Source organism: Streptomyces cyslabdanicus (genome assembly GCF_052663305.1).
This window is the reverse complement of record NZ_JBQRUW010000048.1, coordinates 1-24984: the sequence shown is the minus strand read 5'-3', so window position 1 is coordinate 24984 and position 24984 is coordinate 1. Positions and strand designations below refer to the sequence as shown.

Sequence of the window (24984 nt, the reverse complement as noted above, 5' to 3'; positions counted from 1 at the left end):
GCCGGTCACGCCGGCCGGCGGAAGCCGATGGTCGGCACGGCCCGGCGCCGCGGCCACGGCTCGACGCTCACCTCGGGGACCAGGTCCTCCAGGAACGCGTACCGCCGCAGGGCCGCCGGGTCCTGGCCCTCGACCGACTGGACCCGGCGCCACCAGGCGGCGATCTCGGACCAGCCGGGGGCCGACAGGGAGCCGCCGAACTCCTGCACGGACAGGGCGGCGGTGAGGCCGGCGAAGGCGAGGCGGTCGGCCAGCGGCCAGCCGGCCAGGGTGCCGGTGACGAAGCCGGCCACGAAGACGTCGCCCGCGCCGGTCGGGTCCAGGGCCTCCACCGCGATGGCGGGCACCTCGGCGCTCTCCCCCGTGCGCCGGTCGACCGCGAAGGCGCCCTCGGAGCCGAGGGTGACCACCGCGAGCGGTACGAACGCGGTGAGCGCGTGCGCGGCGGCGCGCGGGCAGTCCGTGCCCGTGTAGCGCATCGCCTCCTCGGCATTGGGCAGGAACGCCTCGCAGTGCTCCAGGTCGGCCAGGCCCGCCAGGTCCCAGGCGCCGGTGTCGTCCCAGCCGACGTCCCCGAAGACGCGCGTGCCCTCGGCCGCGGCCTGGGCGATCCACGGGGAGCGCCGGCCCGGCGTCAGGGAGGCCACGGCGGCCCGCGCGCGGGGCCGGCACTCCGGGACGCCCTCCTGGAGGAACACGGCCTCCGGGGGCGGCTCGTGGCCGTGCGAGACCATGGTGCGCTCGCCCTCGTACGCCATGGAGACGGTGACCGGGGAGTGCCAGCCGGGCACGGTGCCGGACGGGGACAGGTCGATGCCCTCGCCCTGTTCCAGCGCGTCCCAGCAGTAGTCGCCGTAGTGGTCGTCGCCGAAGGCCGCCGCAAGGGACGTCCGCAGTCCCAGGCGGGCCAGCGCGGTCGCCATGTTGGCCACCCCGCCGGGGCTCGACCCCATCCCGCGTGCCCAGGACTCGGTCCCGCGCACCGGGGCGGATTCGAGTCCGGTGAAGACGATGTCGAGGAAGACGGTGCCCGTGAGGTACACGTCCCAGGGCGGGTCGTCCGCCGCGCGCAGTCCGGCCAGCGGGTCGACCGGGGGTTCGACGTGGACGTGCGGTGCCCCGACGATGTACTCCCGGCCCTCCGGGTCCTCCGGGTACTCCCGGCCCTCCGGTCCCGTTCCGGCGGACGTGTTGGACGCGGTCACGGTGCGCTCCCTGACGTGGTGCTGGTCCGGCCAGTGTGCACCAGAGCGCCGACGACGCGTCGGCGCTCGCGCCGGGGAGCGCGGCCGCGTCTACCAGCGGGGGGTCGGCGGCGCGGTCCAGCCCGGTTCGGCGACGCGCATCGCCGCCGCGTCGTCCCGGTCCCGCAGGCGGCCGTCGTCCTCGGCCCAGCGGCGGTGCAGGAAGGCCAGCCTGTCCCGGTCGAGTTCGACGCCGAGCCCGGGGGCGTCGGGGACGGTGACCCGGCCGCCGTCGAAGGTGAGCCGTTCGGTCAGGACGTCCTCCGACTGCCAGGGGTAGTGGCTGTCGCAGGCGTGGTGGAGACCGGGCACGGTGGACGCCACGTGGGTCATCGCGGCCAGGCTGATCCCCAGGTGGGTGTTGGAGTGCATGGACACGCCGACACCGAAGGCGGCGCACAGGGCCGCCAGGTGCTGGGTGTTGCGCAGGCCGCCCCAGTAGTGGTGGTCGGAGAGCAGCACCTGGACCGCGTTCGAGGTGAACGCCTCCTTGATCTCGGCGAAGGTCGTCACGCACATGTTGGTGGCCAGCGGCACGCCGGCTCGGGCCGCCACCTCGGCCATGGCCGGGGTGCCGAGGGTGGGGTCCTCCAGGTACTCCAGGACGTCCCCGAGTTCCCGGGCCACCTCCAGCGAGGTCTCCACCGACCAGGCCCCGTTGGGGTCCAGGCGCAGCGGGTGTCCCGGGAAGGCCTCCGCCAGGGCCCGTACGGCGGCGATCTCCTCCTGGGGCGGGAAGACACCGCCCTTGAGCTTGAAGGAGGTGAAGCCGTGGCGCTCGGTGAACCTGCGCGCCTGCTCCACCACCCCCGCCGGGTCGAGGGCGGCGCCCCAGTCGTCCTTCTCGCAGGCGACGCCGTCCGGATGCGCGGCCCACTTGTAGAAGAGGTAGGCGCTGTACTCCACGGAGTCCCGCACCTTGCCGCCGAGCAGCGCGTGCACGGGCAGGCCGAGCGCCTTGCCGAGGGCGTCCAGGCAGGCGACCTCGAAGCCGGACAGGACGGACAGGCGCAGTTTGTCGGCGGTCTGGACGCCGCGCAGCCCGCCGACGTCCACGGCGTTCTCCACCCGGGAGGCGTCCACGGCGACGTCGAGGGCGAACAGGGCGTTCAGATCGGTGATCCGGTGTCCCGTCAGCCGGTCGGCGAGCGGGCGGGCCAGCTCCAGGTACTTGGTGTCGCCGTAGGTCTCGCCGTATCCGGTGATCCCGTCGGCCGTCACCACCTCCACGATCAGGCGGGGCGTGTACGGCTGGTGGACGCCCTGGGTGTTCAGCAGCGGCGGGTCGGCGACCAGGATCGGGGTCAGCCGTACCTCGGTGACGGTGAGGTCGCGGGTCACAGGGCGGCTCCCACCATGTCGAGTCCGGAGGACAGCAGTTCCCTCAGGTCGGCCAGGTCGGCGTGTGAGGGGTCGGTGAGCGGGGCCCGTACGGGTCCGACGGGGCGCCCGCGCAGCCGGGCGGCCGCCTTCACCAGGGACACGGAGTATCCGGGTGCCCGGTCGCGCAGTTCGACGAAGGGGACGTAGAAGTCGCGCAGCAGCTTGTCGGCGGAGCCGCCGTCGCCGGACCGCAGCGCGGCGAAGAAGGCGTTGGCGATCTCCGGGGCGAAGGCGTGGACGGCGGAGGAGTAGGCGCGGACGCCGACGGCGGCGTAGGCGCGGGCCTGCATCTCGGCGGTGGGGGCGCCGTTGAAGAACAGGAAGCCCTCAGGGGCGGCGAGGGTGAGCCGCTGGAGGGCGTCGAGGTCGCTGCGGCCGTCCTTGAGGCCGATGAGCGAGGGGATCCGCGCGATGCGCCGGAACGTCTCCAGGCGGTACGCCACCTGTTCGCGCTGGTAGGCGATGAGCGGCAGCCGGGTGCGGGCCGCGAGCTGTTCGAGCTGGGCGGCCAGACCGTCCTGCGGGGCGGCGACGAGGTAGTGCGGCAGGACGAGCAGCGCGTCGGCGCCGGCCTCCTCCGCGATCCGCGCGAACCGTGCGGCCTGCGCCCAGCCGTACCCGGCGCCCGCCACCACGGGCACCCGGCCCGCCGCCTCCTCGACGGCGATCGAGACGACCTGGCGGTACTCGTCCTCGTCCAGGGAGAAGAACTCGCCGGTGCCGCAGGCGGGGAAGACGGCGCCGGGTGCGGTGGCGAGCTGGGCCGCCAGGTAGGCGCGGCTGCCGTCGGGGTCGAGCGAGCCGTCGTCGTGGAAGGCGGTCAGCGGGAAGGACAGCACGCCGCCCGCCATCCCGTCCCGCAGTCTGCGCACCACATCGGACGGACCCGCGGTGTTCGTCTCCGGACTCACCTTGGCCAGCTCCCCACATAGACGCCATCCATGTATGGGAACGGAGTTTAGAAACGCGAACATGCCGCGTCAACGGGCCTGCGTGGGAACGTCGTTGGCCCCACGAAACCCGCCCGTGCGCCGCGGTGTTCGGCCGGAAAGCCCGCATGCGCGGGGCGCACGGGGCGCCCGGCGCATGCGGGGGGGGGAGGACGGGTTCGGCGTGAACCTACGGGAACTCGTACGCCTCGACCTCGGCGAGGTACCGCCGGCGCCGCTCCTCGTCGTGTTCCAGGAAGGAGGCGAGGAAGGAGTTGCGGGCCAGTTCGCGCAGCCGGTCCTTGCTCAGCCCCAGGGCGTCGCGTACGGCGTGGAAGTTCTCGCCCACGTAACCGCCGAAGTAGGCCGGGTCGTCGGAGTTGACCGTGCACAGCAGGCCGGCGTCCAGCATGGCGGGCAGCGGGTGGTCGGCCAGGGTGTCGACCGCGCGGAGGCGGACGTTCGACAGGGGGCACAGGGTCAGCGGGATCCGGTCGCGCACCAGGCGGGCGACCAGCTCCGGGTCCTCCATGCAGCGCAGCCCGTGGTCGACGCGCTCGACGCCGAGCAGGTCGAGGGCCTGCCTGATGTACTCCGGCGGGCCCTCCTCACCGGCGTGCGCCACCCGGCGCAGCCCGAGGGCGGCGGCGGCCTCGTACACCTCGCGGAACTTCGCCGGCGGGTGCCCCACCTCGGCCGAGTCCAGGCCGACGCCCACGATCCGGTCGAGGTACGGCTTGGCGGCGTCGAGCGTCTCCATGGCCGACTCGGCGGACTCGTCGCGCAGGAAGCACATGATCAGGTGGGTGGACACGCCGTGCCGCTCCTGGCTGCGCGCCAGCGCCCGCCACAGCCCCTCGACGACCGTGCCCATGCCGACGCCCCGGGCCAGGTGGGCCTGCGGGTCGAAGAAGATCTCCGCGTGCCGCACACCCTGCGCGGCGGCACGCGCGAGATAGGCGTCGGCCAGGTCCTCGAAGTCCTGCTCGGTGCGCAGGACGGCCATGAGTTCGTAGTACAGGTTCAGGAAGGACCGCAGGTCCTCGAACCGATAGGCCTTGCCGAGCGCGTCGGTGTCCGCGTACGGCAGCTCGACACCGTTGCGCGCGGCCAGCCGGAAAGCCAGCTCGGGCTCCAGGGTGCCTTCGATGTGCAGGTGCAGTTCGGCTTTCGGCAGGGGCATCAGAGCATCGTACGACCTGGTCAGCGGCGTTTCGGAACCGACACCCTGAGCAGGTCGTACGCCACGGTCAGCTCGCCGTCGAACCCGGCCGCCCGCGCCTGCCGCTCGAAGTCCCCGGACTCGGTGTAGCGCTGGCTGAAGTGGGTGAGCACCAGATGCCGCACGCCCGCGTCCCGCGCCACCCGCGCCGCCTGCCCGGCCGTCAGGTGGCCGTACTCGACGGCGAGTCGCTCGTCCTCGTCGAGGAAGGTCGACTCGATGACCAGCAGGTCGCAGTCCTCGGCGAGCGCGTGCACGCCCTCGCACAGCCGGGTGTCCATGACGAACGCGAACCGCTGTCCGCGCCGCACCTCGCTGACGGCCTCCAGCGGCACCCCGTCCAGGGAGCCCTCGCGCTGGAGGCGGCCCACGTCCGGGCCCTTGATCCCGTGCGCGGCGAGCCGCTCGGGCAGCATGCGGCGCCCGTCCGGCTCGACGAGCCGGTAGCCGAAGGACTCCACCGGGTGGGAGAGCCGGCGGGCCTCGAGGGTGTACGCAGGGGTGGTCGCGAGGACGCCGTCCGCGTCGACCGGGGCCTCGGTGAGCTCGACCGTCTCGCGGTAGGCGGTGGCGTACCGCAGGCGGTCGAAGAAGCGCTTGCCGGAGCGCGGGTAGTGGGCGGTGATCCCGTGCGGCACCTGGTCGAGGTTGATCCGCTGGATCACCCCGGCCAGGCCGAGGCTGTGGTCGCCGTGGAAGTGGGTGACGCAGATCCGGTTCAGGTCGTGCGCCGCGACCCCGGCGCGCAGCATCTGGCGCTGCGTGCCCTCGCCGGGGTCGAACAGGACGCCCTCGCCGTCCCAGCGCAGCAGATAGCCGTTGTGGTTGCGGTGCCGGGTGGGCACCTGGCTGGCGGTGCCGAGGACGACCAGTTCACGGACGGACACGGCGGTCTACCCGGGGGGCCACTGGAGGCCGCGGCCGCCGAGCACGTGGGCATGGGCGTGCCAGACGGTCTGGCCCGCGCCGGAACCGGTGTTGAACACGACGCGGTAGCTGTCCAGCTTGTCCTCGTCGGCGATCGCCTGCGTCTCGCGCAGGACGTCCGCGGCGAGCCCGGGGGCCTCGGCGGCGAGGGCGGCGGCGTCCTTGTAGTGCGCCTTGGGGATCACCAGGACATGGGTCGGCGCCTGGGGATTGATGTCGCGGAAGGCGACGGTCGTCTCCGTCTCGCGGACGATCGTGGCCGGGACCTGTCCCGCGACGATCTTGCAGAACAGGCAGTCGTCCTGCGGTTCCCCTGCCATGCGGTGCTCCTCACGCCGGGTTGGTCGAGTACGGGGGCATGGTATCCAGGGCGGCGAGACCCAGCGGGGTCCGGGGCCGCGGCCCCCGGACCCCGGACGGTCACGGCAGGGACGGCAGGGACGGCGGGGTCTTGGCCGGCGTCTCCTGCAGCGCCTCCAGTGCGATCCGGATCGCCTCGTCCAGTTGGGCGTCGTGGTCCGCCGCGTGGTCCTGCGGGCGCTGCGCCACCTCGACGTCCGGGTCCACCCCGTGGTTCTCCACGCCCCACCCGTAACCCTCGAGCCAGAACGCGTACTTGGGCTGGGTGATCAGCGTGCCGTCGACCAGGTGGTAGCGGCTGTCGATGCCGATCACGCCGCCCCAGGTGCGGGTGCCGACGACCGGCCCGATGCCCAGCGCCTTGATCGCCGCGTTGACGATGTCGCCGTCGGAGCCGGAGAACTCGTTGGCGACGGCGACGACCGGGCCGCGGGGCGCGTCCAGCGGGTAGCTGTACGCCCGCATGCCGCGCGGCTGGTCCCAGCCGACGATCCGCCGGGCCAGCTTCTCCACCACGAGCTGGGAGGTGTGGCCACCGCGGTTCTCCCGGATGTCCACGACGAGTCCCTCGCGGGCCATCTCGACGCGCAGGTCGCGGTGGATCTGTGCCCAGCCGGCCCCCATCATGTCCGGTATGTGGAAGTAGCCGAGGCGACCGCCGGACCGCTCGTGGACGTAGGCCCGGCGGTCGGCCACCCACGCGTGGTAGCGCAGGGGCTCCTCGTCGGCGACGGGAACCACGACCGCGTGCCGCGGGTCGCCCCCGCCGGCCGGCAGGACGGTGAGTTCGACCGGCTTGTCCGCGGTGCCGGCCAGCAGCGGTCCGGGGCCCGTCACCGGGTCGACCGGCCGGCCGCCGACCGCGACGATCGCGTCCCCGGCGCGCACCGCGACACCGGGCGCGGCGAGCGGACTGCGCGCGCCCGGGTCGGAGGTCTCCGAGGGCAGGATCCGGTCGATGCGCCAACTTCCGTCCTCGTGCCGGGAGATGTCCGCGCCGAGCTGCCCCTGCCGGGTGCCGTCGTGCCCGAGGCCGCCGGACGGCATGACGTAGGCGTGCGAAGTGCCCAGTTCGCCGTGCACCTCCCACAGCAGGTCGACCAGGTCGTCGTGGGTGGCGATCCGGTCCAGGACGGGCCGGTAGCGGTCGAGGACGCCGTCCCAGTCGACGCCGCCCATGTCCGGCCGCCAGTAGTGGTCCCGCATGATGCGGCCGGTCTCCTCGTACATCTGCCGCCACTCGGCGGCCGGGTCGACGGTCTGCCGGACCCGGCCGAGGTCGACGGTGATGTTGGTGTCGCTGTCCTCGTCGCCGGAGGCACGCCGGTCGCTGGGCACGACCTTGAGCTTGCCGTCCGTCCACAGCAGGACCCGCTTGCCGTCGCCGCTGACCGCGAAGTGTTCGGCGTCGGCGGCGAGGGACTCGAGGCGCTGCTGGAGAAGGTCGTAGCGCTCCAGCTCGGTCTTCGGGTCGGGGTCGTCGGCTGTGGCGCGGGAGGTGCCGAGGACTCCGCGCACCGGGTGCCTGAGCCAGAGCACGCCGTCCTTGGCGGCGCGCAGGTCGGAGTAGCGGGCGGCCTCGACCGGGAACGGCACGATGCGGTCGGCCAGGCCCTCCAGGTCGATCCGGGTCGTCGGGACGCCCTCGCTGTCCGGGGTCTCCTCCTTGTCGGGCGCCTCGAAGGGCCGGCCGTGGCGCTGCGGGCCGAACGGCGAGGGGGTCGCCGCGGCGAGCGTGATCAGGTGCGGGCGGGAGCTCTCGACGAACGCCATGTCGAAGACGTGCTCGTCGTAGACCGGGTCGAAGGAGCGGTGGGAGAGGAAGGCGAGGTGCTTGCCGTCGAGGGTGAACGCGGGCGCGTGGTCCCTGAAGCGCAGCGGGGTCGCCTCGGTGACCGACAGGTCGGTGGTGTTGGCCAGGCGGAGCTGGCTGAGCGGCTGCGGGCCGGGGTGCGACCAGGCCAGCCAGGCGGAGTCGGGGGAGAAGGCGAGGCCGCTGACGTCTCCGTCCTCGCTGCGGTCGACCTCGCGCACCTCGCCGCTGTCGCGTTCGACGAGCAGCAGCCGGCCGTCGTGGGAGGCGACGGCCACGCGGCTGCCGTCGGGGGCGGGGGCGAGTTCCAGGACGCGGCCGAGCTGTCCGGCACCCAGCCGGCGCGGGGTCGCGCCGGGCGCCAGGCCGGTGGCCGGCGCGAACTCGAGGGCGTCCTCGCCCTCGGCGTCCGTCACCCACACCACCCACTCCTCGCCCTCGGCACGGAAGGTGCGCGGCAGCCGGGTGCGTACGCCGGACTCGGCGGCGAGCGCGCGGGCGGGGCCGGAGCGGTGGGTGACCCAGTGGACGGCGCCGCGCACGGCGACCGCGCTGCCGCGCGCCGTGTGGTCGGAGGACGCCGAGCCGAACCAGTGGGAGGCGCTCACCGGATAGGGCTGGAGGTCCACGCGCGGCCCGCCGAGCCGGACGTCGATGCGGCGCGGCTCGGCGCCGTCCAGGTCGTCGAGGAGCCAGAGTTCACCGGCGCTGGTGTAGACGACCCGGGTGCCGTCGGTGGCGGCGTGCCGGGCGTAGAAGCCGTCCAACGGGGTGTGCCGGCGCAGGTCGGAGCCGTCGGCGAGGGAGGAGTACAGCGCGCCGGTGCCCTCGTGGTCGGAGAGGAACGCGATCCTCCCCCAAGGTCTCGAATCCGCTCGACCAGGGGGTACCCCCATCCCCACCCACAGCGGGTACTCGATGTTGCCGTCCAGGTCCTCGTGCAGCCGGACGAACTCCCCGGTGTCCTCACGGTCGATCCACAGCTTGCCCGCCGTGCCGCCGCGGTACCGCTTCCACCAGGCCGCCTCGCGGCTCCCCGCGGACAGCAGCACGGTGTGCGGGCCGTACGCGATGTCGCCGACGGGCCCGTACGGCAGGGTGGTGGCCGGTCCGCCGTCGAGCGGCACGGCGCGCGCCCAGGTGCGGCGCAGACTCGCCTGGCCCTGGGTGCTGATCGCGAGGACCTCGCCGTCGGGGGTCCAGCCGCACACCCTGGTCTTCCCGTTCCCCCAGTGGGTGAGCCGCTTGGCGGGGCCGCCGTCGACCGGGGAGATGTGCACCTCGGGTGCGCCGTCACGGGTGGAGGTCCAGGCGACGAGGGTGCCGTCGGGCGAGATGCGGGGATGGTTCGCCGGTACGTTGTCGGCGCTGACCCGCCAGGCCCTGCCGCCGTCCAGTGGCGCGAGCCACACGTCGTCCTCGGCAGTAAAGGCGACCAACTCGCCACGCAGATGCGGGTACCGGAGATACGCGGCGGAGGCGGACGATACGGATGACAGGGGCGGCGAAGACGATGCGGGCTGAGTCACGTGATCACCCTACGCAGCGGCGGCCGCCGCGGACAGGGGTCGGAAGGACCCTCGCACGTCAACCGGCGGCGGCGCGGCCTCACTTGCCGCGGACGGGCCAGCAGGTGGGACCGCCCTGGCACCAGATCGTGCGCGTGACGGTCACCGTGACCGCCGGCTCCGGCTGCCCGTGGGTGGGCCGGTAGGTGACGGGCGGCCGGTACGCCGGCCGGGTCGTGGCGCCGCAGTCGCCGAGGCCGCGCACGTGGAACCACACCTTGCCGCCCACCTTGGCGGTCAGGTCCCCGCGCACACAGGCCCCGTCGACGGCCCGGGTGACCTTCCCGGTGACGGTGATCTTCCGGCCGTCCTTGGTCTCCCCCTGGCAGTCCACGGAGACCACGGTGGCCCCGGACGCCGACGGCGACCGGTTCCCCTGATTCCCCTGATTCCCCGCCGTGCGTGTCCGGCCGCCGCCGTCGTCGCTGCCCGTGCAGCTGAGCCAGTTCACGGGAGCGTGCCGCCGGTTCAGCTCCGCCGTCGCCGTCCTGCCGGTCGTGTACGCCGCGGACGCGGCGCTGAGCCCGCCGGGATCACAGGCGACGGCCCCGCCCGCGGCGACCACCACGAGCACCGCCGCACCCCTCACCCGCCGCCCGCGCGCCAGGTGCCGAATCCGTCTCAATGCCCCCACGTACGGCAGACTGCCACCGCCGCGTCCGGGGCGGTAGAGCGCATACGGTCACGTGCGCGCCGCGCGTGACCGTGCTCGTGCGGCCGACCGGTCGGCCGTGCGTGCGGCCGTGTCTGCGGTCGTGGGGCCGGCCGGTTGGGGCGTGACCTGCCGGTCAGGACCAGCGGCCGGTACGGCCCAGCAGCAGGGCGGCCGCGGCGGTGCCGGCGGTCGACGTGCGCAGCACGGTGGGCCCGAGCACGTACGCCTTCGCGCCGGCGTCCCCGAACTGCGCCAACTCCTCGGGGGAGACACCGCCTTCGGGGCCGACGACCAGCACGATCTCACCCTCGGCGGGGAGTTCGACGGTGGCCAGGCGTTCATCGCCGCTCTCGTGGAGCACGGCGGCGAAGTCGGCTTCGGCCAGAAGTGCGGCAACCTGTTTGGTCGTCGCCGCGTCCGCGACCTCGGGGAAGCGCGCCCTGCGGGACTGCTTGCCGGCCTCGCGCGCCGTCGAGCGCCACTTGCCGAGCGCCTTCAGACCGCGGTCGCCCTTCCACTGCGTGATGCAACGGGAGGCGGCCCACGGCACGATCGCGTCCACGCCGACCTCGGTCATGGTCTCCACGGCGAGTTCACCGCGGTCGCCCTTGGGCAGGGCCTGGACGACGGTGATGCGGGGGGACCCCGGAGGTTCCTCGACGAGGGCCGCCAGATCCGCGATCACCAGCCGGTCCTTGCCCTCGGCGGCCTTCACCACGCCCTCGGTCCAGCGCCCGCGGCCGTCGGTGAGCACCACGTCCTCGCCCGGCCGCAGCCGCTTGACCGAGACCGCGTGCCGCCCCTCGGGGCCGTCCAGCACGAACTCCGTGCCCAGGTCCTTCAGTTCGTCCACGACGAACACCGGCGCGGTCATCGCGCGTCACCTCCTGCCGCCGGCCCGGCCGCCAGCGCCGCCCGTGCCTCGTCGAGTTCGGCGACCAGCACCTCCACCAGTCGCCCGGCGGGCAGGTCGCGGGCCATCCGGTGGCCTTGGCCCGCCCACAGTGCCATGCCCTGCGCGTCCTTCGCCTTGGCGGCCGCCTTGCGCAGCGGGGCGGTGAGGTGGTGGACCTCCGGGTAGGCGGCGGGGGCGTACGGGCCGTGCTCCCGCATGAAACGGTTGACCAGCCCGCGGGCCGGCCGCCCGGAGAACGCCCGGGTCAGCTCCGTACGCGGGAACACCGGGTCGGTCAGCGCCTGCTTGTGCCGGTCGTGCGCGCCGGATTCGGGGGTGGCCAGGAAGGCGGTGCCGAGCTGGGCCGCGCCGGCGCCCGCCGCGAGCACGGCGGCGATCTGGCTGCCGCGCATGATGCCGCCCGTGGCGATGATCGGCAGGCCGACCGCCTCACGGATCTGGGCGACGAGCGAGAGCACGCCGATCCCGGCGCCGTCCTGCTCCGGCACGTCGCGGTGGGTGCCCTGGTGGCCGCCGGCCTCCACGCCCTGGGCGATCACCGCGTCCGCGCCCGACCGGTCCACGGCGAGCGCCTCCTCGACGGTGGTGGCGGTGGCCAGGACGAAGCTGCCGACCCGGTGCAGGGAGTCCACGACCTCGCGGGCGGGCACGCCGAAGTGGAAGGAGACCACCGGCACCGGGTCGTCCAGGAGCACGGCGAGCTTGGCGTCGTAGCCGTCGTCGCGTCCGGACTCCGGGTCGCCGAGCTCGGTCTCGTACCAGCTGGACTCGCCGGCGAGCTGGTGCGCGTAGAGGTCGACGGCGGCGGTCTCGGTGCTCTCCGGCTGCGGCATGAACACGTTGACGCCGAAGGGGCGGCCGGTCAGTCCGCGCAGCTGCTTGATCTCCTGGTACATGCCGTCGGCGGTCTTGTAACCGGCGGCGAGGAACCCGAGTCCGCCGGCATCGGACACCGCCGCGGCGAGCGGCGGCACCGCGGGACCGCCCGCCATCGGCGCCTGCACGATCGGGTGCGGGAAGAGATCGGTCAGTGCGGAGGACATGACGGCATGTTGTCACGTCCTTGGGACGAGTCCACATCCGGGCGACCTCTGGCATATGCCGGAGGAAACCCCTCCAGACCGCACCGGCCCGGGGGGACGATCCCCCGGGCCCCGGCTGGCCCCAGTCCCGCGTCAGCGCCCGTTGAACGCGTCCTTCAGCCGCGAGAACAACCCCTGCTGCCCCGGCTGACTGTGCCTGCCCGGGGGACGACCCCCGGACCCCCGGCAGACCCACCCGGTGTCAGCGCCCGTTGAACGCGTCCTTCAGCCGCGAGAACAAACCCTGCTGCCCCGGCTGGAACTGGCCCTGTGGGCGTTCCTCGCCGCGCAGCTTGGACAGCTCGCGCAGCAGGCGTTCCTGCTCGGGGTCGAGCTTGGTCGGGGTCTGGACCTCGACGTGCACGATGAGGTCGCCCCGGCCGCCGCCACGCAGGTGCGTGACGCCCCGGCCGTGCAGCGGGATCGACTGGCCGGACTGGGTGCCCGGACGGATGTCGACCTCCTCCAGGCCGTCCAGGGTCTCCAGCGGCACCTTGGTGCCGAGGGACGCCGCGGTCATCGGGATGGTGACCGTGCAGTGCAGGTCGTCACCGCGCCGCTGGAAGGTCGAGTGCGGCAGCTCGTGGATCTCGACGTACAGGTCACCGGCCGGACCGCCGCCGGGGCCGACCTCGCCCTCACCCGCGAGCTGGATGCGCGTGCCGTTGTCGACACCGGCCGGGATCTTCACGGTCAGGGTGCGGCGGGCGCGGATGCGGCCGTCACCGGCGCACTCCGGGCACGGGGTGGGCACCACCGTGCCGAAGCCCTGGCACTGGGGGCACGGGCGCGACGTCATGACCTGGCCCAGGAAGGACCGGGTGACCTGCGAGACCTCACCCCGGCCGCGGCACATGTCGCACGTCTGCGCGGTGGTGCCCGGGGCCGCGCCCTCGCCGCTGCACGTGTTGCAGACGACGGCCGTGTCGACCTGGATGTCCTTCGTGGTGCCGAAGGCCGCCTCGTCCAGCTCGACCTCGAGCCGGATCATCGCGTCCTGGCCCCGGCGCGTGCGCGAGCGCGGTCCGCGCTGCGACGCCGTGCCGAAGAAGGCGTCCATGATGTCGGAGAAGTTCCCGAAGGAACCGCCGGCTCCGAAGCCGCCCGCGCCGCCCCCACCGGACTGCGAGAGGGGGTCGCCGCCGAGATCGTAGACCTGCTTCTTCTGCGGGTCGGAGAGCACCTCGTAGGCGGCGTTGATCTCCTTGAACCGCTCCTGCGTCTTGGGATCGGGATTGACGTCCGGGTGCAGCTCGCGGGCGAGCCGGCGGAACGCCTTCTTGATCTCGTCCTGCGACGCGTCGCGGCGTACGCCGAGTACGGCGTAGTAGTCCGTGGCCACCTAAGACTCCGCCAGGATCTGTCCGACGTACCGTGCCACTGCGCGTACCGCTCCCATCGTTCCCGGGTAATCCATGCGGGTCGGTCCGACCACGCCGAGCTTGGCCACTGCCTCGCCGCCCGAACCGTAGCCGACCGACACGATGGACGTGGAGTTGAGTCCTTCATGGGCGTTCTCGTGACCGATGCGCACGGTCATGCCCGGATTCTGCGTCTCACCGAGCAGCCTCAGCAGCACGACCTGCTCCTCCAGCGCCTCCAGTACGGGCCGGATCGTGAGCGGGAAGTCGTGCGCGAAGCGGGTGAGGTTGGCGGTGCCGCCGATGACCAGCCGCTCCTCGTTCTCCTCGACGAGCGTTTCCAGCAGGGTGGACAGCACGGTCGCGACGGTGCCCCGGTCCTCGACGTCGAAGCCGTCGGGCAGGTCCTCGACGAGGTGCGGGACGTCCGTGAACCGGCGGCCCGCGACCCGGCTGTTCAGCCGCGCCCGCAGGTCGGCCAGGGAGGTCTCCCCGAAGGGCGCCGGGCAGTCGATCATCCGCTGCTCGACCCGGCCGGTGTCCGTGATCAGCACGAGCATCACGCGTGCGGGCGCGAGCGCCAGCAGTTCCACGTGCCGCACGGTCGAACGGGTCAGCGACGGGTACTGCACGACGGCGACCTGCCGGGTCAGCTGCGCGAGCAGCCGCACCGTGCGGGCCACCACGTCGTCGAGGTCGACGGCGCCGTCGAGGAAGTGGTGGATGGCGCGCCGCTCGGGCGCGGTCATCGGCTTGACCTCGGCCAGCTTGTCGACGAACAGGCGGTACCCCTTGTCGGTGGGGATACGGCCGGCACTGGTGTGCGGCTGGGCGATGTAGCCCTCGTCCTCCAGGGCCGCCATGTCGTTGCGGACCGTGGCCGGTGAGACGCCCAGGCCGTGCCGCTCGGTGAGGGCCTTGGAACCCACCGGCTCCTCGGTGCCGACGTAGTCCTGGACGATGGCGCGCAACACCTGAAGCCGCCGCTCGCTGAGCATCGCGCACACCTCCAGGGTCGTTCCTCGGCCACCCGCCTGGCACTCTGCGCATAGGAGTGCCAGCTCTACCCGGCCCAGTGTACGGCCGCCGGGTACGCCCCCGGCAAGGCCGGGCCCCGACAGCCTGCGAGGTCGGGACCGGGATCACCCGGGATCGGCCGGGATGTCGCCTCTCTTGGGGCCTTGCCGTCACCCCTCCCCCTTGAGACCTTGGCGTCACCCTGTGGCCGTGACCATGACCGTGGTATCAACGCGACCATGACCGTGACGGGGAAAGAGCCGGGCTGGGAACCGCTGGCGGACGGGGTCGGGCGCTGCCGTCTTCCCGTGTGGGACTGCACGACCGGGCTGGTGCTCGGGGAGGGCACCGCGCTGCTGGTCGACGCGGGTTCGAGCCGCGCGGAGGGCGCACGGCTGCGTGCGTGGGCGCGAACGCTCGCCGGTGGTGATGTGACACATCTCGCGCTCACCCACGCCCACTTCGACCACGTCTTCGGGGCGGCGGAGTTCACCGGCGCGGAGATCTTCGCCGCCGAGGGCGCGAACGCGGTGTTCGGCGACCGCGGCGAGCGCGCGGAGCTGCGCGAAGACGCGGTGCGCCAGGGGCTGGACGCCAGGGAGGCCGAGGAGGCGGCGGCCGTCCTGGTACGGCCCGGCCGCGAGGTCCGCGACCGGCTCACCCTCCGGCTCGGCGGCGGGCGGGAGGTGCTGCTGGCGAACATGGGTGCGGCGCACTCCCCGCACGACCTCGCGGTGGTGGTGCCGGGCGACCCGACCGTGGTGTTCTGCGGCGACCTGGTCGAGGAGTCCGGCGAACCCCAGGCGGGCCCGGACGCCGTGCCGTCCCGGTGGCCCGCCGCCCTCGACCGGCTGCTGGCCCTCGGCGGCGAGGACGCGCTGTACGTCCCCGGCCACGGAGCGGTGGTGGACGCCGCCTTCGTCCGCGCCCAGCGGGACGCGCTGGCCGCGCGCTTCGGCGTGTCGCGCTGATCGGACCCGGACCCTGTCCATATAGTCACTCGAATGCGCCCGCCCGTCTCCCACCACCGCCCTTCCAACGAGGGCCCTTCGGGCCCGCACCCCCGCCCACCCGTCTCCCACCACCGCCCTTCCAACGAGGGCCCTTCGGGCCCGCACACCCGTGTGTACTCGCCCGATCTCACTCCCCCCTGGAAGAAGCCCCGGACCGTGCCGGAGGTTCCCGCCGGTCCGGGTCTGGTGGTGGAGGAGCCCGGGACCGGCTTCTGCGGGGCGGTGATCCGCTGCGAGGCGGGCACGGTGACGCTGGAGGACCGCTTCGGCAAGCACCGGGTGTTCCCGCTCGCACCCGGCGGTTTCCTGCTGGAGGGCCGGGTGGTCACCCTGGTGAAGCCGTCGTCCGGCCCGGTACGGCCCACCCGTACGGCATCCGGTTCGGTCGCCGTGCCCGAGGCACGCGCGCGCGTGGCCCGCGCCGGGCGCATCTACGTCGAGGGCCGGCACGACGCCGAGCTGGTCGAGAAGGTGTGGGGCGACGACCTGCGCGTCGAGGGCGTGGTCGTGGAGTACCTGGAGGGCGTCGACGACCTGCCGGCGGTCGTCGAGGCGTTCGCGCCCGGTCCGGACGCCCGCCTCGGGGTCCTCGTGGACCACCTGGTCCCCGGCAGCAAGGAGTGGCGCATCGCCGAGTCGGTGACCAGCGAGCACGCCCTGGTGGTCGGCCACCCGTACATCGACGTCTGGGAGGCCGTGAAGCCGTCCTCGCTCGGGATCGGGTCCTGGCCCCGCGTCCCCCGCGGCCAGGACTGGAAGACGGGTGTGTGCCGCGCCCTGGGCTGGCCGGACAACACGGGCGCGGCCTGGCAGGGGATCCTGTCCAAGGTCCACTCGTACAAGGACCTGGAGCCCGCGCTACTGGGAAGTGTGGAGCGCCTCATCGACCATGTGACCGTAACCCTGGGTGCTCCGGGCCGTTGACATGTCGGGACCGGTGGGCTGTTCCCCGCCGACGCGGGGGTGAACCGTCGATCAGCTGGTCCACCCGGCCGAGCAGTTCGTCCTCCCCGCCGCTGCGGGGGTAATGCCTCAGTCCACCAGGTCCCGCACCACCGCGTCGGCCAGGAGCCTGCCCCGCAGGGTGAGCACGGCGCGGCCCGCCTCGTACGGCGCCTCCTGGAGCAGCCCGTCGGACAGTGCGCGCCGGGACGCGGTCAGGCCGTCCGGGCGCAGCAGGTCCAGCGGGACGCCCTCCCGGAGCCGCAGTTCCAGCAGGATGCGCTCCACCCGGCGGTCCTCCTCGGTGAGGAGTTCCCGGCCGGCGCCCGGCGAGCGGCCGGCCGCCAGGGCCGCCGCGTACGCACCCGGATGCTTCACGTTCCACCAGCGCACGCCCCCCACGTGGCTGTGCGCGCCGGGACCCGCGCCCCACCAGTCGGCGCCGCGCCAGTACAGCTCGTTGTGCAGGCAGCGGCCGGCTTCCGAGGTGGCCCAGTTGGACACCTCGTACCACTCGAAGCCCGCCGCGGACAGGGTCTCCTCGGCGATCAGGTAGCGGTCGGCGTGCACGTCGTCGTCCGTCATCGGGACCTCCCCGCGGCGGATGCGGCGGGCGAGCCCGGTGCCCTCCTCCACGATCAGGGCGTACGCCGAGACGTGGTCGGGGCCGGCGCCGAGGGCCGCGTCCAGCGAGGCCCGCCAGTCGTCGTCGGACTCGCCGGGGGTGCCGTAGATCAGGTCGAGGTTGACGTGCTCGAAGCCGGCGGCGCGCGCCTCGGCCACGCAGGCCTCGGGGCGGCCGGGCGTGTGGGTGCGGTCGAGGATCCTCAGTACGTGCTGCCGGGCGCTCTGCATGCCGAGGGAGATCCGGTTGAAGCCGCCCTCGCGGAGCGTGGCCAGGTAGGCCGGGTCGACCGACTCCGGGTTGGCCTCCGTCGTGATCTCGGCGTCGGCCGCGAGGCCGAACTCGTCGCGGATCGCCCCCAGCATCCGCACCAGGTCCTCGGCGGGCAGCAGCGTGGGCGTGCCGCCGCCGACGAAGACCGTGCGGACCTCGCGCGGGTCGTCGCCGAGGACCTTGCGGGCGAGGCGGACCTCGTCGGTCAGCGTCCCGGCGTAGTTGTCCCGGGAGGCGAGCACCCCGCCGGTGCCGCGCAGCTCGGTGGCGGTGTAGGTGTTGAAGTCGCAGTACCCGCAGCGGGTCGCGCAGTAGGGGACGTGCAGGTAGAACCCGAGGGGCCGCTCGGCCGCCCCGGCGAACGCCTGCACGGGCAGCGCCCCGTCATCGGGAACGGGCTCACCATCGGGAAGTGCGGAAGGCATGCCTTCCATTGTCCAGCACGCCGGAGGGAACCCGCGGTCCGGAGAGCCGGGTCGGCTCCTTGGGCGCCGCCGTCGTGTTCCGCTAGTCGCGCTCGGCCTGGAGCACCAGGAGGGCCAGGTCGTCCTCCGGTGGGCCCGTGCCGAAGTCGTGGACGAGGCGGCGGATGCGGTCGGCGATCGGTTCCGCGTCGAGCCCGGCGCAGCCGGCGAGGGCCGTGGCGAGGCCGTCGCCGTCGTCGAACTGGCGGGAGCCGGAGCGCCGCTCGGTGACGCCGTCGGTGACGCACAGCAGGGTGTCGCCGGGCCTCAGCTCGAAGGTCTCGCAGGAGTACGTCTCGTCCTCGATCACCCCGAGCAGCGCCTGCGGCCGGGCCACCGTACGCACACCGCCCGCGCCCCCGAGGACCAGCGGCAGCGGGTGCCCGGCGGAGGCGAGGGTGCAGCGCACGCCGCCGTCGAAGGGGGCCAGCTCGCCGTACAGCAGGGACAGGAAGCGGGTCTGGGTGTCACCGGGGACCGGGGTCCGTCCACCGACCGCCACCAGGACACGCGCGGCGGCGTCGGCGGCCTCGGTGGCGTCGTCGAGGAGGAGCTGGTTGAGGCGGTCCAGGACGTCGGCCACGCCGTAGCCCTCGCGGGCCAGCAGCCGCAGCCAGGGCCGGGCGAGCCCGATGACGACGGCGGCCTCGGGGCCCTTGCCCTGCACGTCGCCGACGGCGAAGCACCAGCGGCCGTCGCCGGCCGGGAAGAGGTCGTAGAAGTCGCCGCTGGGGCCGCCCTTGTCGCACGGCTCGTACACCAGCGCGCTGCGCAGGCCGGGGATCTCGGCGACCGCGCCGGGCAGCAGGCCGCGCTGGAGCACGGCACTGATGGTGGCCTGGCGGGCGTACTGCCGGGCCGCGCCGATGGCGAGGGCGACCCGGCGGCTGAGGTCCTCGACCAGCCCGGTGACCTCGTCGGGGAAGCGGAGCAGCCCGGTCCGCCCGATGACCAGCGTGCCCAGCGGACGGCCGCCCGCGATCAGGCGGTACGCCAGCGCCTCGCCGTGGCCCGCGTGCGGGCCGAGGGCCTCCCCGGGCCAGGGGTAGGGGGCGGGCCCGGACCGCAGGCCGTCGGCGGGGCGCGGCGGGTCCTTCTCCAGGGCCCGGCGCAGTTCCTCGATGCGGCTCTCGCAGCCGTGCCAGACCCGGGCGAGCCGCGGCCCGGCCGCGCCGGTCCCGTCGCTCCAGCCTCCGCCGCCCTCGCCCGAGCTCCAGCGCGAAGGCCCCCGCCGGCCGGTGGACTCGTCCTCCAGCCACACCGCGCACCAGTCGGCCAGCCGGGGCACGAGCAACTGCCCGGTCAGCGAGGCGACCAGGTCCTCGTCGAGCTGCCCGGCGAGCAGGTCGGAGGCCTCGGCGAGGAAGGACAGCGCGCCGCGCCCCAGCCAGTCCTGCTCCCGCCCGACGCGCTGCGGCTCGGGCGCGAGGACCTCGGCGATGCCGAGCCCGCCGTCCGCGGCGTACGCCTCCTCGTCCTCCTCCACCGTGCCGCCGTCGGCGGGCAGCCGTGCCCACACCGTCTTGGCGCCGGTCCGGTAGGTGACGCCCCACGCCTCGCAGAGCGTGGCGACCAGCCGCAGGCCGCGGCCGTACTCGGGGGGTTCGTGCGGTGCCCCGGAGCCGTGGTCGCGGGGGGCGCGCGAGGGATGCTGGTCGCCCACCTCGACCACGCAGGCGCCGGTCTCCGGCTCCAGCCGGCAGGTCAGCTCGACATCGGTGCCCGCGTGCACGACGGCGTTGGTGACCAGCTCGCTCACCACGATCAGGGCGTCGTCGGCCAGTCGCTCGCCGATCTCGAACCCGAGGTCCGCCCACTCGGCCAGGGCGGCGCGCAGCAGTGCGCGGGCGGAGCCGGGCGCCAGGGCACACCCCGGCAGTGCGGCGTGTGCCTGCGGACACGTGCCCGCGCCGTGCGCGGGAGCGCCGGACGCGTGCGCGGGCACCTCGAAGGCACGGGAGACGGTCTCCCGCTGTGTCGGAATGGCCCCCATCTGCGGCTCCCCCGGCGCTCCGGACGAATCGGTTCGGTCGATGCCGACAGGGTGACAGACCGACTGCGTCCATATGCAACGAGTTACCGAAGTGTGCCGCCTTGCAGGAGATCTGCGCCATCGAATCGATCAAAGCCGGACAGGTCCGAGCGCCGGTGAACGTGTTCGGTGATCGTTCCCCGCGCGTCCGAGGTGCGCGGGGAGTTCACCGGCCGCACCGGCTCAGCGATCACGCCTCACGCGCGCCCGCGTACATCTCGTCGATCAGATGCTTGTACTCCCGCTCCACCACGGGCCGCTTCAGCTTCAGGCTCGGGGTGACCTCGCCGTGCTCGACGTCGAGGTCGCGCGGCAGCAGGCGGAACTTCCTGATGGCCTGCCAGCGCTGAAGGCCCTCGTTGAGCTGCCTGACGTAGCCGTCGACCATCTCGACGGTCCGCGGCGCGGCGACGACCTCGGCGTACGACCTGCCCTCCAGGCCGTTCTCCTTGGCCCAGTCCAGGATCGCGACCTCGTCGAGGGCGATCAGCGCGGTGCAGAAGTTCCGGTCGGCGCCGTGCACGAGGATGTTGGAGACGTACGGGCACACCGCCTTGAACCGCCCCTCGACCTCGGCGGGCGCGATGTACTTGCCGCCGGAGGTCTTGATGAGGTCCTTCTTGCGGTCGGTGATGCGCAGATAGCCGTCCGGGGAGAGCTCGCCGATGTCGCCGGTGTGGAACCAGCCGTCGGCCTCCAGCACCTCGGCGGTCTTCTCGGGCAGCTTGTGGTAGCCCTCCATGATGCCGGGGCCGCGCAGCAGGATCTCGCCGTCCTCGGCGATGCGCACCTCGGTGCCGGGCAGCGGCTTGCCGACCGTGCCGGTGCGGTAGGCCTCGCCGGGGTTGACGAAGGAGGCGGCGGAGGACTCCGTGAGGCCGTAGCCCTCCAGGATGTGGATGCCAGCGCCGGCGAAGAAGTAGCCGATCTCCGGGGCCAGGGCGGCGCTGCCCGAGACGCAGGCGCGCAGCCGGCCGCCGAAGGCCTCGCGGATCTTGGCGTAGACGAGCGCGTCGGCGACCTTGTGCTTGGCGGCAAGGCCGAAGGGCGCGGAACGGGTACCGGTGCGCTTGAAGTTGTCCTGGGTGACCTTGGCGTACTCGCGGGCGACCTCGGCGGCCCACTGGAAGATCCTGTACTTGGCCGGGCCGCCCGCGCGGGCCTTGGCGGCGACGCCGTTGTAGACCTTCTCGAAGATGCGCGGCACGGCCGCCATGTAGGTGGGCCGGACGATCGGCAGGTTCTCGATGATCCTGTCGACGCGGCCGTCCACGGCACAGACGTGCCCGACCTCGATCTGACCGGAGGTGAGGACCTTGCCGAAGACATGGGCGAGCGGCAGCCACAGGTACTGCACGTCGTCGGCGCCGACCAGGCCGGTGGCGGCGATCGCCTTGGCCATGTACGACCAGTTGTCGTGGCGCAGCCGGACGCCCTTGGGGCGGCCGGTGGTGCCGGAGGTGTAGATGAGGGTGGCGAGCTGGTCCCCGGTGATCGCGCCGACCCGCTCCTTGATCAGTTCGGGGTGCTCGCCCAGGTGCGCGGCGCCGCGCCGCTCCAGTTCGGCCAGGGTGAGCACCCGGTCACTGGTCTCGACGCCGTCGGGGTCGATGACGACGACATGGTGCAGCTCGGGCAGCTCGGCGCGCTTCTCCTCGGCCTTGGCCAGCTGCTCGGCGTTCTCGGCGACGAGCACCCTGCTCCCGGAATCCGAGAGGATGAAGGCCGACTCGTCGGCGTTGGTCTGCGGGTAGACCGTGGTCGTGGCCGCGCCCGCGCACATGATGCCGAGGTCGGCCAGCAGCCACTCCACACGGGTGGAGGAGGCGAGCGCGACCCGCTCCTGCGGCCGCACGCCCAGTTCGACGAGTCCGGCGGCGATGGCGTAGACCCGCTCGGCGGTCTGCGCCCAGCTCAGCGACTTCCAGTCGTCCGGGCCCTCGCCGGAGGACGCGGGTACGGGGTAACGGTAGGCCTCGGCGTCCGGTGTGGCCGCCACGCGCTCCAGGAAGAGGGCCGCCACGGACGGCGGACGGTTCTCGATCAGGGTCTGTGCGTCGCTCACGACATCCTCCGGGGCCCGCGGCAGTGCGGCTGGCTCTTTGCGGCTGGGTGACTCTCGGGTGGCGGTTCGGTGGTTCGAACTGTTGCTTAACTCACGAGTAACTAACGAGCAGGATCAGACTAAGGCGCGACCGGCCACCGCGTAAGGGGCCGCGCCCGGCCATTCCCCCGGAGAGCCACCACACAGAGCTACCGCGCGGATGCGCGAGGGCCCGCCGCGCTTTCGCACGACGGGCCCCTTTTTCACCCGCTTCGCCGGGTGGGCGGCCGCACACCCGGAGCTACCAGGCGGTCACTTCTTGCCCTTGGCCGACCCCGCGCTGTCGTCGCTGGAGAGCACCGCGATGAAGGCCTCCTGCGGGACCTCCACGGAACCCACCATCTTCATGCGCTTCTTGCCCTCCTTCTGCTTCTCCAGCAGCTTCCGCTTACGGGAGATGTCACCGCCGTAGCACTTGGCGAGGACGTCCTTGCGGATGGCGCGGATGGTCTCGCGGGCGATCACCCGGGAGCCGATGGCGGCCTGGACGGGCACCTCGAAGCTCTGCCGCGGGATGAGCTCCCTGAGCTTGGCCACGAGCCGGACCCCGTACGCGTACGCCTGGTCCTTGTGGGTGATCGCCGAGAAGGCGTCCACCTTGTCGCCGTGCAGCAGGATGTCGACCTTGACCAGGGAGCTGCTCTGCTCGCCGGTGGGCTCGTAGTCGAGGGAGGCGTAGCCGCGGGTCTTGGACTTGAGCTGGTCGAAGAAGTCGAAGACGATCTCGGCGAGCGGGAGGGTGTAGCGGATCTCCACCCGGTCCTCGGAGAGGTAGTCCATGCCGAGGAGGGTGCCGCGGCGGGTCTGGCACAGCTCCATGATCGAACCGATGAACTCGGTGGGCGCGAGGATCGTGGCCCGCACGACCGGCTCGTACACCTCGTCGATCTTCCCCTCGGGGAACTCGCTGGGGTTGGTGACCGTGTGCTCGCTGCCGTCCTCCATCAGCACGCGGTAGACCACGTTGGGGGCGGTGGCGATCAGGTCGAGACCGAACTCGCGCTCGAGACGCTCACGGATCACGTCCAGGTGGAGCAGGCCGAGGAAGCCGACGCGGAAACCGAAGCCGAGGGCGGCGGAGGTCTCCGGCTCGTAGACCAGGGCGGCGTCGTTGAGCTGGAGCTTGTCCAGCGCCTCGCGCAGCTCGGGGTAGTCGGAGCCGTCCAGCGGATACAGGCCGGAGAAGACCATCGGCTTGGGGTCCTTGTAGCCGCCGAGCGCCTCCTCGGCCCCCTTGTGCTGGCTGGTGACGGTGTCACCGACCTTGGACTGGCGGACGTCCTTCACACCGGTGATCAGGTAGCCCACCTCGCCGACGCCGAGACCGTCGGCCGGCAGCATCTCCGGGGAGTTGGTGCCGATCTCCAGCAGCTCGTGGGTGGCGCCGGTGGACATCATCCGGATCCGCTCGCGCTTGTTGAGCTGACCGTCGATGACACGGACGTAGGTCACGACGCCGCGGTAGGAGTCGTAGACGGAGTCGAAGATCATCGCGCGGGCGGGGGCGTCGGCGACGCCGACCGGGGCCGGGATCTCCTTGACCACCCGGTCGAGCAGCGCCTCGACGCCGAGGCCGGTCTTGGCGGAGACCTTCAGCACGTCCTCGGGGTCGCAGCCGACGAGGTTGGCCAGCTCCTCGGCGAACTTCTCCGGCTGCGCGGCCGGCAGGTCGATCTTGTTGAGGACCGGGATGATCGTGAGGTCGTTCTCCATCGCCAGGTAGAGGTTGGCGAGGGTCTGGGCCTCGATGCCCTGGGCCGCGTCGACGAGCAGGACGGTCCCCTCGCAGGCGGCGAGCGACCGCGAGACCTCGTAGGTGAAGTCGACGTGCCCCGGGGTGTCGATCATGTTGAGGATGTGCGTGTTGCCGGGGTCGTGGGTGGGAGCCCACGGCAGGCGCACCGCCTGGGACTTGATCGTGATGCCGCGCTCGCGCTCGATGTCCATGCGGTCGAGGTACTGAGCGCGCATCTGCCGCTGCTCGACCACCCCGGTCAGCTGGAGCATCCGGTCGGCGAGCGTGGACTTGCCGTGGTCGATGTGCGCGATGATGCAGAAGTTGCGGATCAGAGCCGGGGCGGTACGGCTCGGCTCGGGCACGTTGTCAGGGGTCGCGGGCACGCAGGGTCCTGTTTCTTGAGGCGCCTTGTGCCTCGGGTCGGAACGATACGTAGCTTCCATGGTCCCACGGGTGGGGACCGGCGACCGGTTTGGGCCGCCCAGCGGGCCGCTGGTAGCCTGGGCGACTGTGTCTCATGCCCTCTACGCGCGAGGCACGACCTCAAGAAATCACCGGTGCGGGTCCCGTGCGGCCCCGTGCCAGAACCTGAAAAGGCTCATTCGTGGCGAACATCAAGTCCCAGATCAAGCGGAACAAGACCAACGAGAAGGCCCGGCTGCGCAACAAGGCCGTCAAGTCCTCTCTGAAGACCGCGATCCGCAAGGCCCGCGAGGCCGCCGCCGCGGGTGACGTCCAGAAGGCCACCGAGCTCCAGCGCGCTGCCGCGCGTCAGCTCGACAAGGCCGTCTCGAAGGGCGTCATCCACAAGAACGCGGCCGCCAACAAGAAGTCGGCGCTGGCCTCCAAGGTCGTCGCCCTCAAGGGCTGAACCCCTTTCTTGATCTGAACGGATCCCCAGGGATCCGACTTGGCCGGGAGGACTGAGGGCGGGCCCTCTCTCATCCGCCCCCGACCGGCCCCCCGGATCCGCGCGCGGCCTGCGTTCGCCACGCGGGCGCGGATCCGACCGGCGTGAACCGAGGACCCCGCCGCACTCCCTTTCCCCAGGGAGAGCGACGGGGTCTTCGGCGTGTCGCGGAGGCGTGCGGGGCCGCGAAGGGCGCGCAGGCGTGACGGGCAAGGAAGCCGGGGTGTCGCGGGGTGGGCGGGACTTTCGTGGGCGGGACTTTCGCAGCAGGTCCTAGGTCCTGTCGTCAAACTCCCGTCGTCCGCCCGGAGGGCGGGCCTCGCGGCGTCAGGTGCGTGCTCTGGGGGTCCCCCCTGCTCGAAGAGCTTGGGGGAGTGCCGGGCCCTGGCCCTCGTACTGGATGTAC

19 protein-coding genes are annotated in these 24984 nt (G+C 72.8%); 3 read left to right on the top strand and 16 right to left on the bottom strand.

Features of this window, described 5'->3' with window-relative positions:
• Positions 1-5: 5 nt before the first annotated feature.
• From ACTYVM_RS27695 to hrcA, 12 genes are all read right to left on the bottom strand, one after another.
• Positions 6-1127, bottom strand: coding sequence for a carbohydrate kinase family protein (locus ACTYVM_RS27695; protein WP_445528650.1), 1122 nt, complete (start codon positions 1125-1127; stop codon positions 6-8).
• A gap of 168 nt (positions 1128-1295) precedes the next feature.
• Complete coding sequence (locus ACTYVM_RS27690; protein WP_445528565.1) at positions 1296-2585, bottom strand: glucarate dehydratase family protein; 1290 nt, start codon at positions 2583-2585, stop codon at positions 1296-1298.
• A complete protein-coding gene (locus ACTYVM_RS27685; protein WP_445528649.1) occupies positions 2582-3547 on the bottom strand; it encodes a 5-dehydro-4-deoxyglucarate dehydratase in 966 nt (321 codons plus the stop codon). Before ACTYVM_RS27685 ends, ACTYVM_RS27690 begins: the two co-directional genes overlap by 4 nt.
• Before the next feature lie 199 nt (positions 3548-3746).
• The gene (locus ACTYVM_RS27680) at positions 3747-4739 is read right to left on the bottom strand and encodes an adenosine deaminase (RefSeq protein ID WP_445528564.1); all 993 of its coding nucleotides are present in this window, start codon (positions 4737-4739) and stop codon (positions 3747-3749) included.
• A 20-nt stretch (positions 4740-4759) separates the two neighbouring features.
• Positions 4760-5665, bottom strand: coding sequence for a ribonuclease Z (locus tag ACTYVM_RS27675; RefSeq protein WP_445528563.1), 906 nt, complete (start codon positions 5663-5665; stop codon positions 4760-4762).
• Positions 5666-5671: 6 nt separating this feature from the next.
• Positions 5672-6025: a histidine triad nucleotide-binding protein gene (locus ACTYVM_RS27670; RefSeq protein ID WP_445528562.1), complete on the bottom strand. Its 354-nt coding sequence runs from the start codon at positions 6023-6025 to the stop codon at positions 5672-5674.
• A 100-nt stretch (positions 6026-6125) separates the two neighbouring features.
• Positions 6126-9377, bottom strand: a complete 3252-nt coding sequence (locus tag ACTYVM_RS27665) for a S41 family peptidase (RefSeq protein WP_510187051.1) — start codon at positions 9375-9377, stop codon at positions 6126-6128.
• A 109-nt stretch (positions 9378-9486) separates the two neighbouring features.
• Positions 9487-10020: a hypothetical protein gene (locus ACTYVM_RS27660; RefSeq protein WP_445528560.1), complete on the bottom strand. Its 534-nt coding sequence runs from the start codon at positions 10018-10020 to the stop codon at positions 9487-9489.
• Positions 10021-10234: 214 nt separating this feature from the next.
• A complete protein-coding gene (locus ACTYVM_RS27655) occupies positions 10235-10975 on the bottom strand; it encodes a 16S rRNA (uracil(1498)-N(3))-methyltransferase (RefSeq protein WP_445528559.1) in 741 nt (246 codons plus the stop codon).
• Positions 10972-12060 carry a nitronate monooxygenase gene (locus ACTYVM_RS27650; protein ID WP_445528558.1) on the bottom strand — a complete coding sequence of 363 codons (1089 nt, stop codon included), beginning with the start codon at positions 12058-12060 and terminating at the stop codon, positions 10972-10974. Before ACTYVM_RS27650 ends, ACTYVM_RS27655 begins: the two co-directional genes overlap by 4 nt.
• Positions 12061-12301: 241 nt before the next feature.
• On the bottom strand, positions 12302-13441 hold the full coding sequence (dnaJ, locus tag ACTYVM_RS27645) for a molecular chaperone DnaJ (RefSeq protein ID WP_445528557.1): 1140 nt from the start codon (positions 13439-13441) through the stop codon (positions 12302-12304).
• The gene (gene hrcA / locus ACTYVM_RS27640; protein ID WP_445528556.1) at positions 13442-14458 is read right to left on the bottom strand and encodes a heat-inducible transcriptional repressor HrcA; all 1017 of its coding nucleotides are present in this window, start codon (positions 14456-14458) and stop codon (positions 13442-13444) included. It lies immediately after the preceding gene.
• 258 nt (positions 14459-14716) lie between these two features.
• Between hrcA and ACTYVM_RS27635 the strand changes: the two genes are divergently transcribed.
• Complete coding sequence (locus tag ACTYVM_RS27635) at positions 14717-15448, top strand: MBL fold metallo-hydrolase (RefSeq protein ID WP_445528555.1); 732 nt, start codon at positions 14717-14719, stop codon at positions 15446-15448.
• Positions 15449-15646: 198 nt separating this feature from the next.
• The gene (locus ACTYVM_RS27630; protein WP_445528554.1) at positions 15647-16414 is read left to right on the top strand and encodes a DUF3097 domain-containing protein; all 768 of its coding nucleotides are present in this window, start codon (positions 15647-15649) and stop codon (positions 16412-16414) included.
• A gap of 108 nt (positions 16415-16522) precedes the next feature.
• On the opposite strand, the gene hemW is transcribed toward ACTYVM_RS27630, so the two are convergent.
• From hemW to lepA, 4 genes are all read right to left on the bottom strand, one after another.
• Positions 16523-17755, bottom strand: coding sequence for a radical SAM family heme chaperone HemW (hemW, locus tag ACTYVM_RS27625; protein ID WP_400025248.1), 1233 nt, complete (start codon positions 17753-17755; stop codon positions 16523-16525).
• 82 nt (positions 17756-17837) lie between these two features.
• Positions 17838-19787 (bottom strand): SpoIIE family protein phosphatase, encoded by a 1950-nt coding sequence (locus ACTYVM_RS27620; protein ID WP_445528553.1) that lies wholly within the window; start codon positions 19785-19787, stop codon positions 17838-17840.
• Between the two features lie 229 nt (positions 19788-20016).
• Positions 20017-21891, bottom strand: a complete 1875-nt coding sequence (locus ACTYVM_RS27615; protein ID WP_445528552.1) for an AMP-dependent synthetase/ligase — start codon at positions 21889-21891, stop codon at positions 20017-20019.
• 291 nt (positions 21892-22182) lie between these two features.
• Positions 22183-24051 (bottom strand): translation elongation factor 4, encoded by a 1869-nt coding sequence (lepA, locus tag ACTYVM_RS27610; RefSeq protein ID WP_445528551.1) that lies wholly within the window; start codon positions 24049-24051, stop codon positions 22183-22185.
• A 221-nt stretch (positions 24052-24272) separates the two neighbouring features.
• On the opposite strand from lepA, the gene rpsT reads away from it, so the two are divergent.
• Positions 24273-24539, top strand: coding sequence for a 30S ribosomal protein S20 (rpsT, locus tag ACTYVM_RS27605; RefSeq protein WP_400025241.1), 267 nt, complete (start codon positions 24273-24275; stop codon positions 24537-24539).
• Positions 24540-24984 lie beyond the last annotated feature (445 nt).

Coding starts and splice junctions, on each gene's coding strand:
- ACTYVM_RS27620 (WP_445528553.1), bottom strand. CDS start 19,787: ATGGGGGCCATTCCGACACAGCGGGAGACCGTCTCCCGTGCCTTCGAG.
- ACTYVM_RS27670 (WP_445528562.1), bottom strand. CDS start 6,025: ATGGCAGGGGAACCGCAGGACGACTGCCTGTTCTGCAAGATCGTCGCG.
- ACTYVM_RS27680 (WP_445528564.1), bottom strand. CDS start 4,739: ATGCCCCTGCCGAAAGCCGAACTGCACCTGCACATCGAAGGCACCCTG.
- hemW (WP_400025248.1), bottom strand. CDS start 17,755: ATGCCTTCCGCACTTCCCGATGGTGAGCCCGTTCCCGATGACGGGGCG.
- ACTYVM_RS27650 (WP_445528558.1), bottom strand. CDS start 12,060: ATGTCCTCCGCACTGACCGATCTCTTCCCGCACCCGATCGTGCAGGCG.
- hrcA (WP_445528556.1), bottom strand. CDS start 14,458: ATGCTCAGCGAGCGGCGGCTTCAGGTGTTGCGCGCCATCGTCCAGGAC.
- ACTYVM_RS27635 (WP_445528555.1), top strand. CDS start 14,717: ATGACCGTGACGGGGAAAGAGCCGGGCTGGGAACCGCTGGCGGACGGG.
- ACTYVM_RS27655 (WP_445528559.1), bottom strand. CDS start 10,975: ATGACCGCGCCGGTGTTCGTCGTGGACGAACTGAAGGACCTGGGCACG.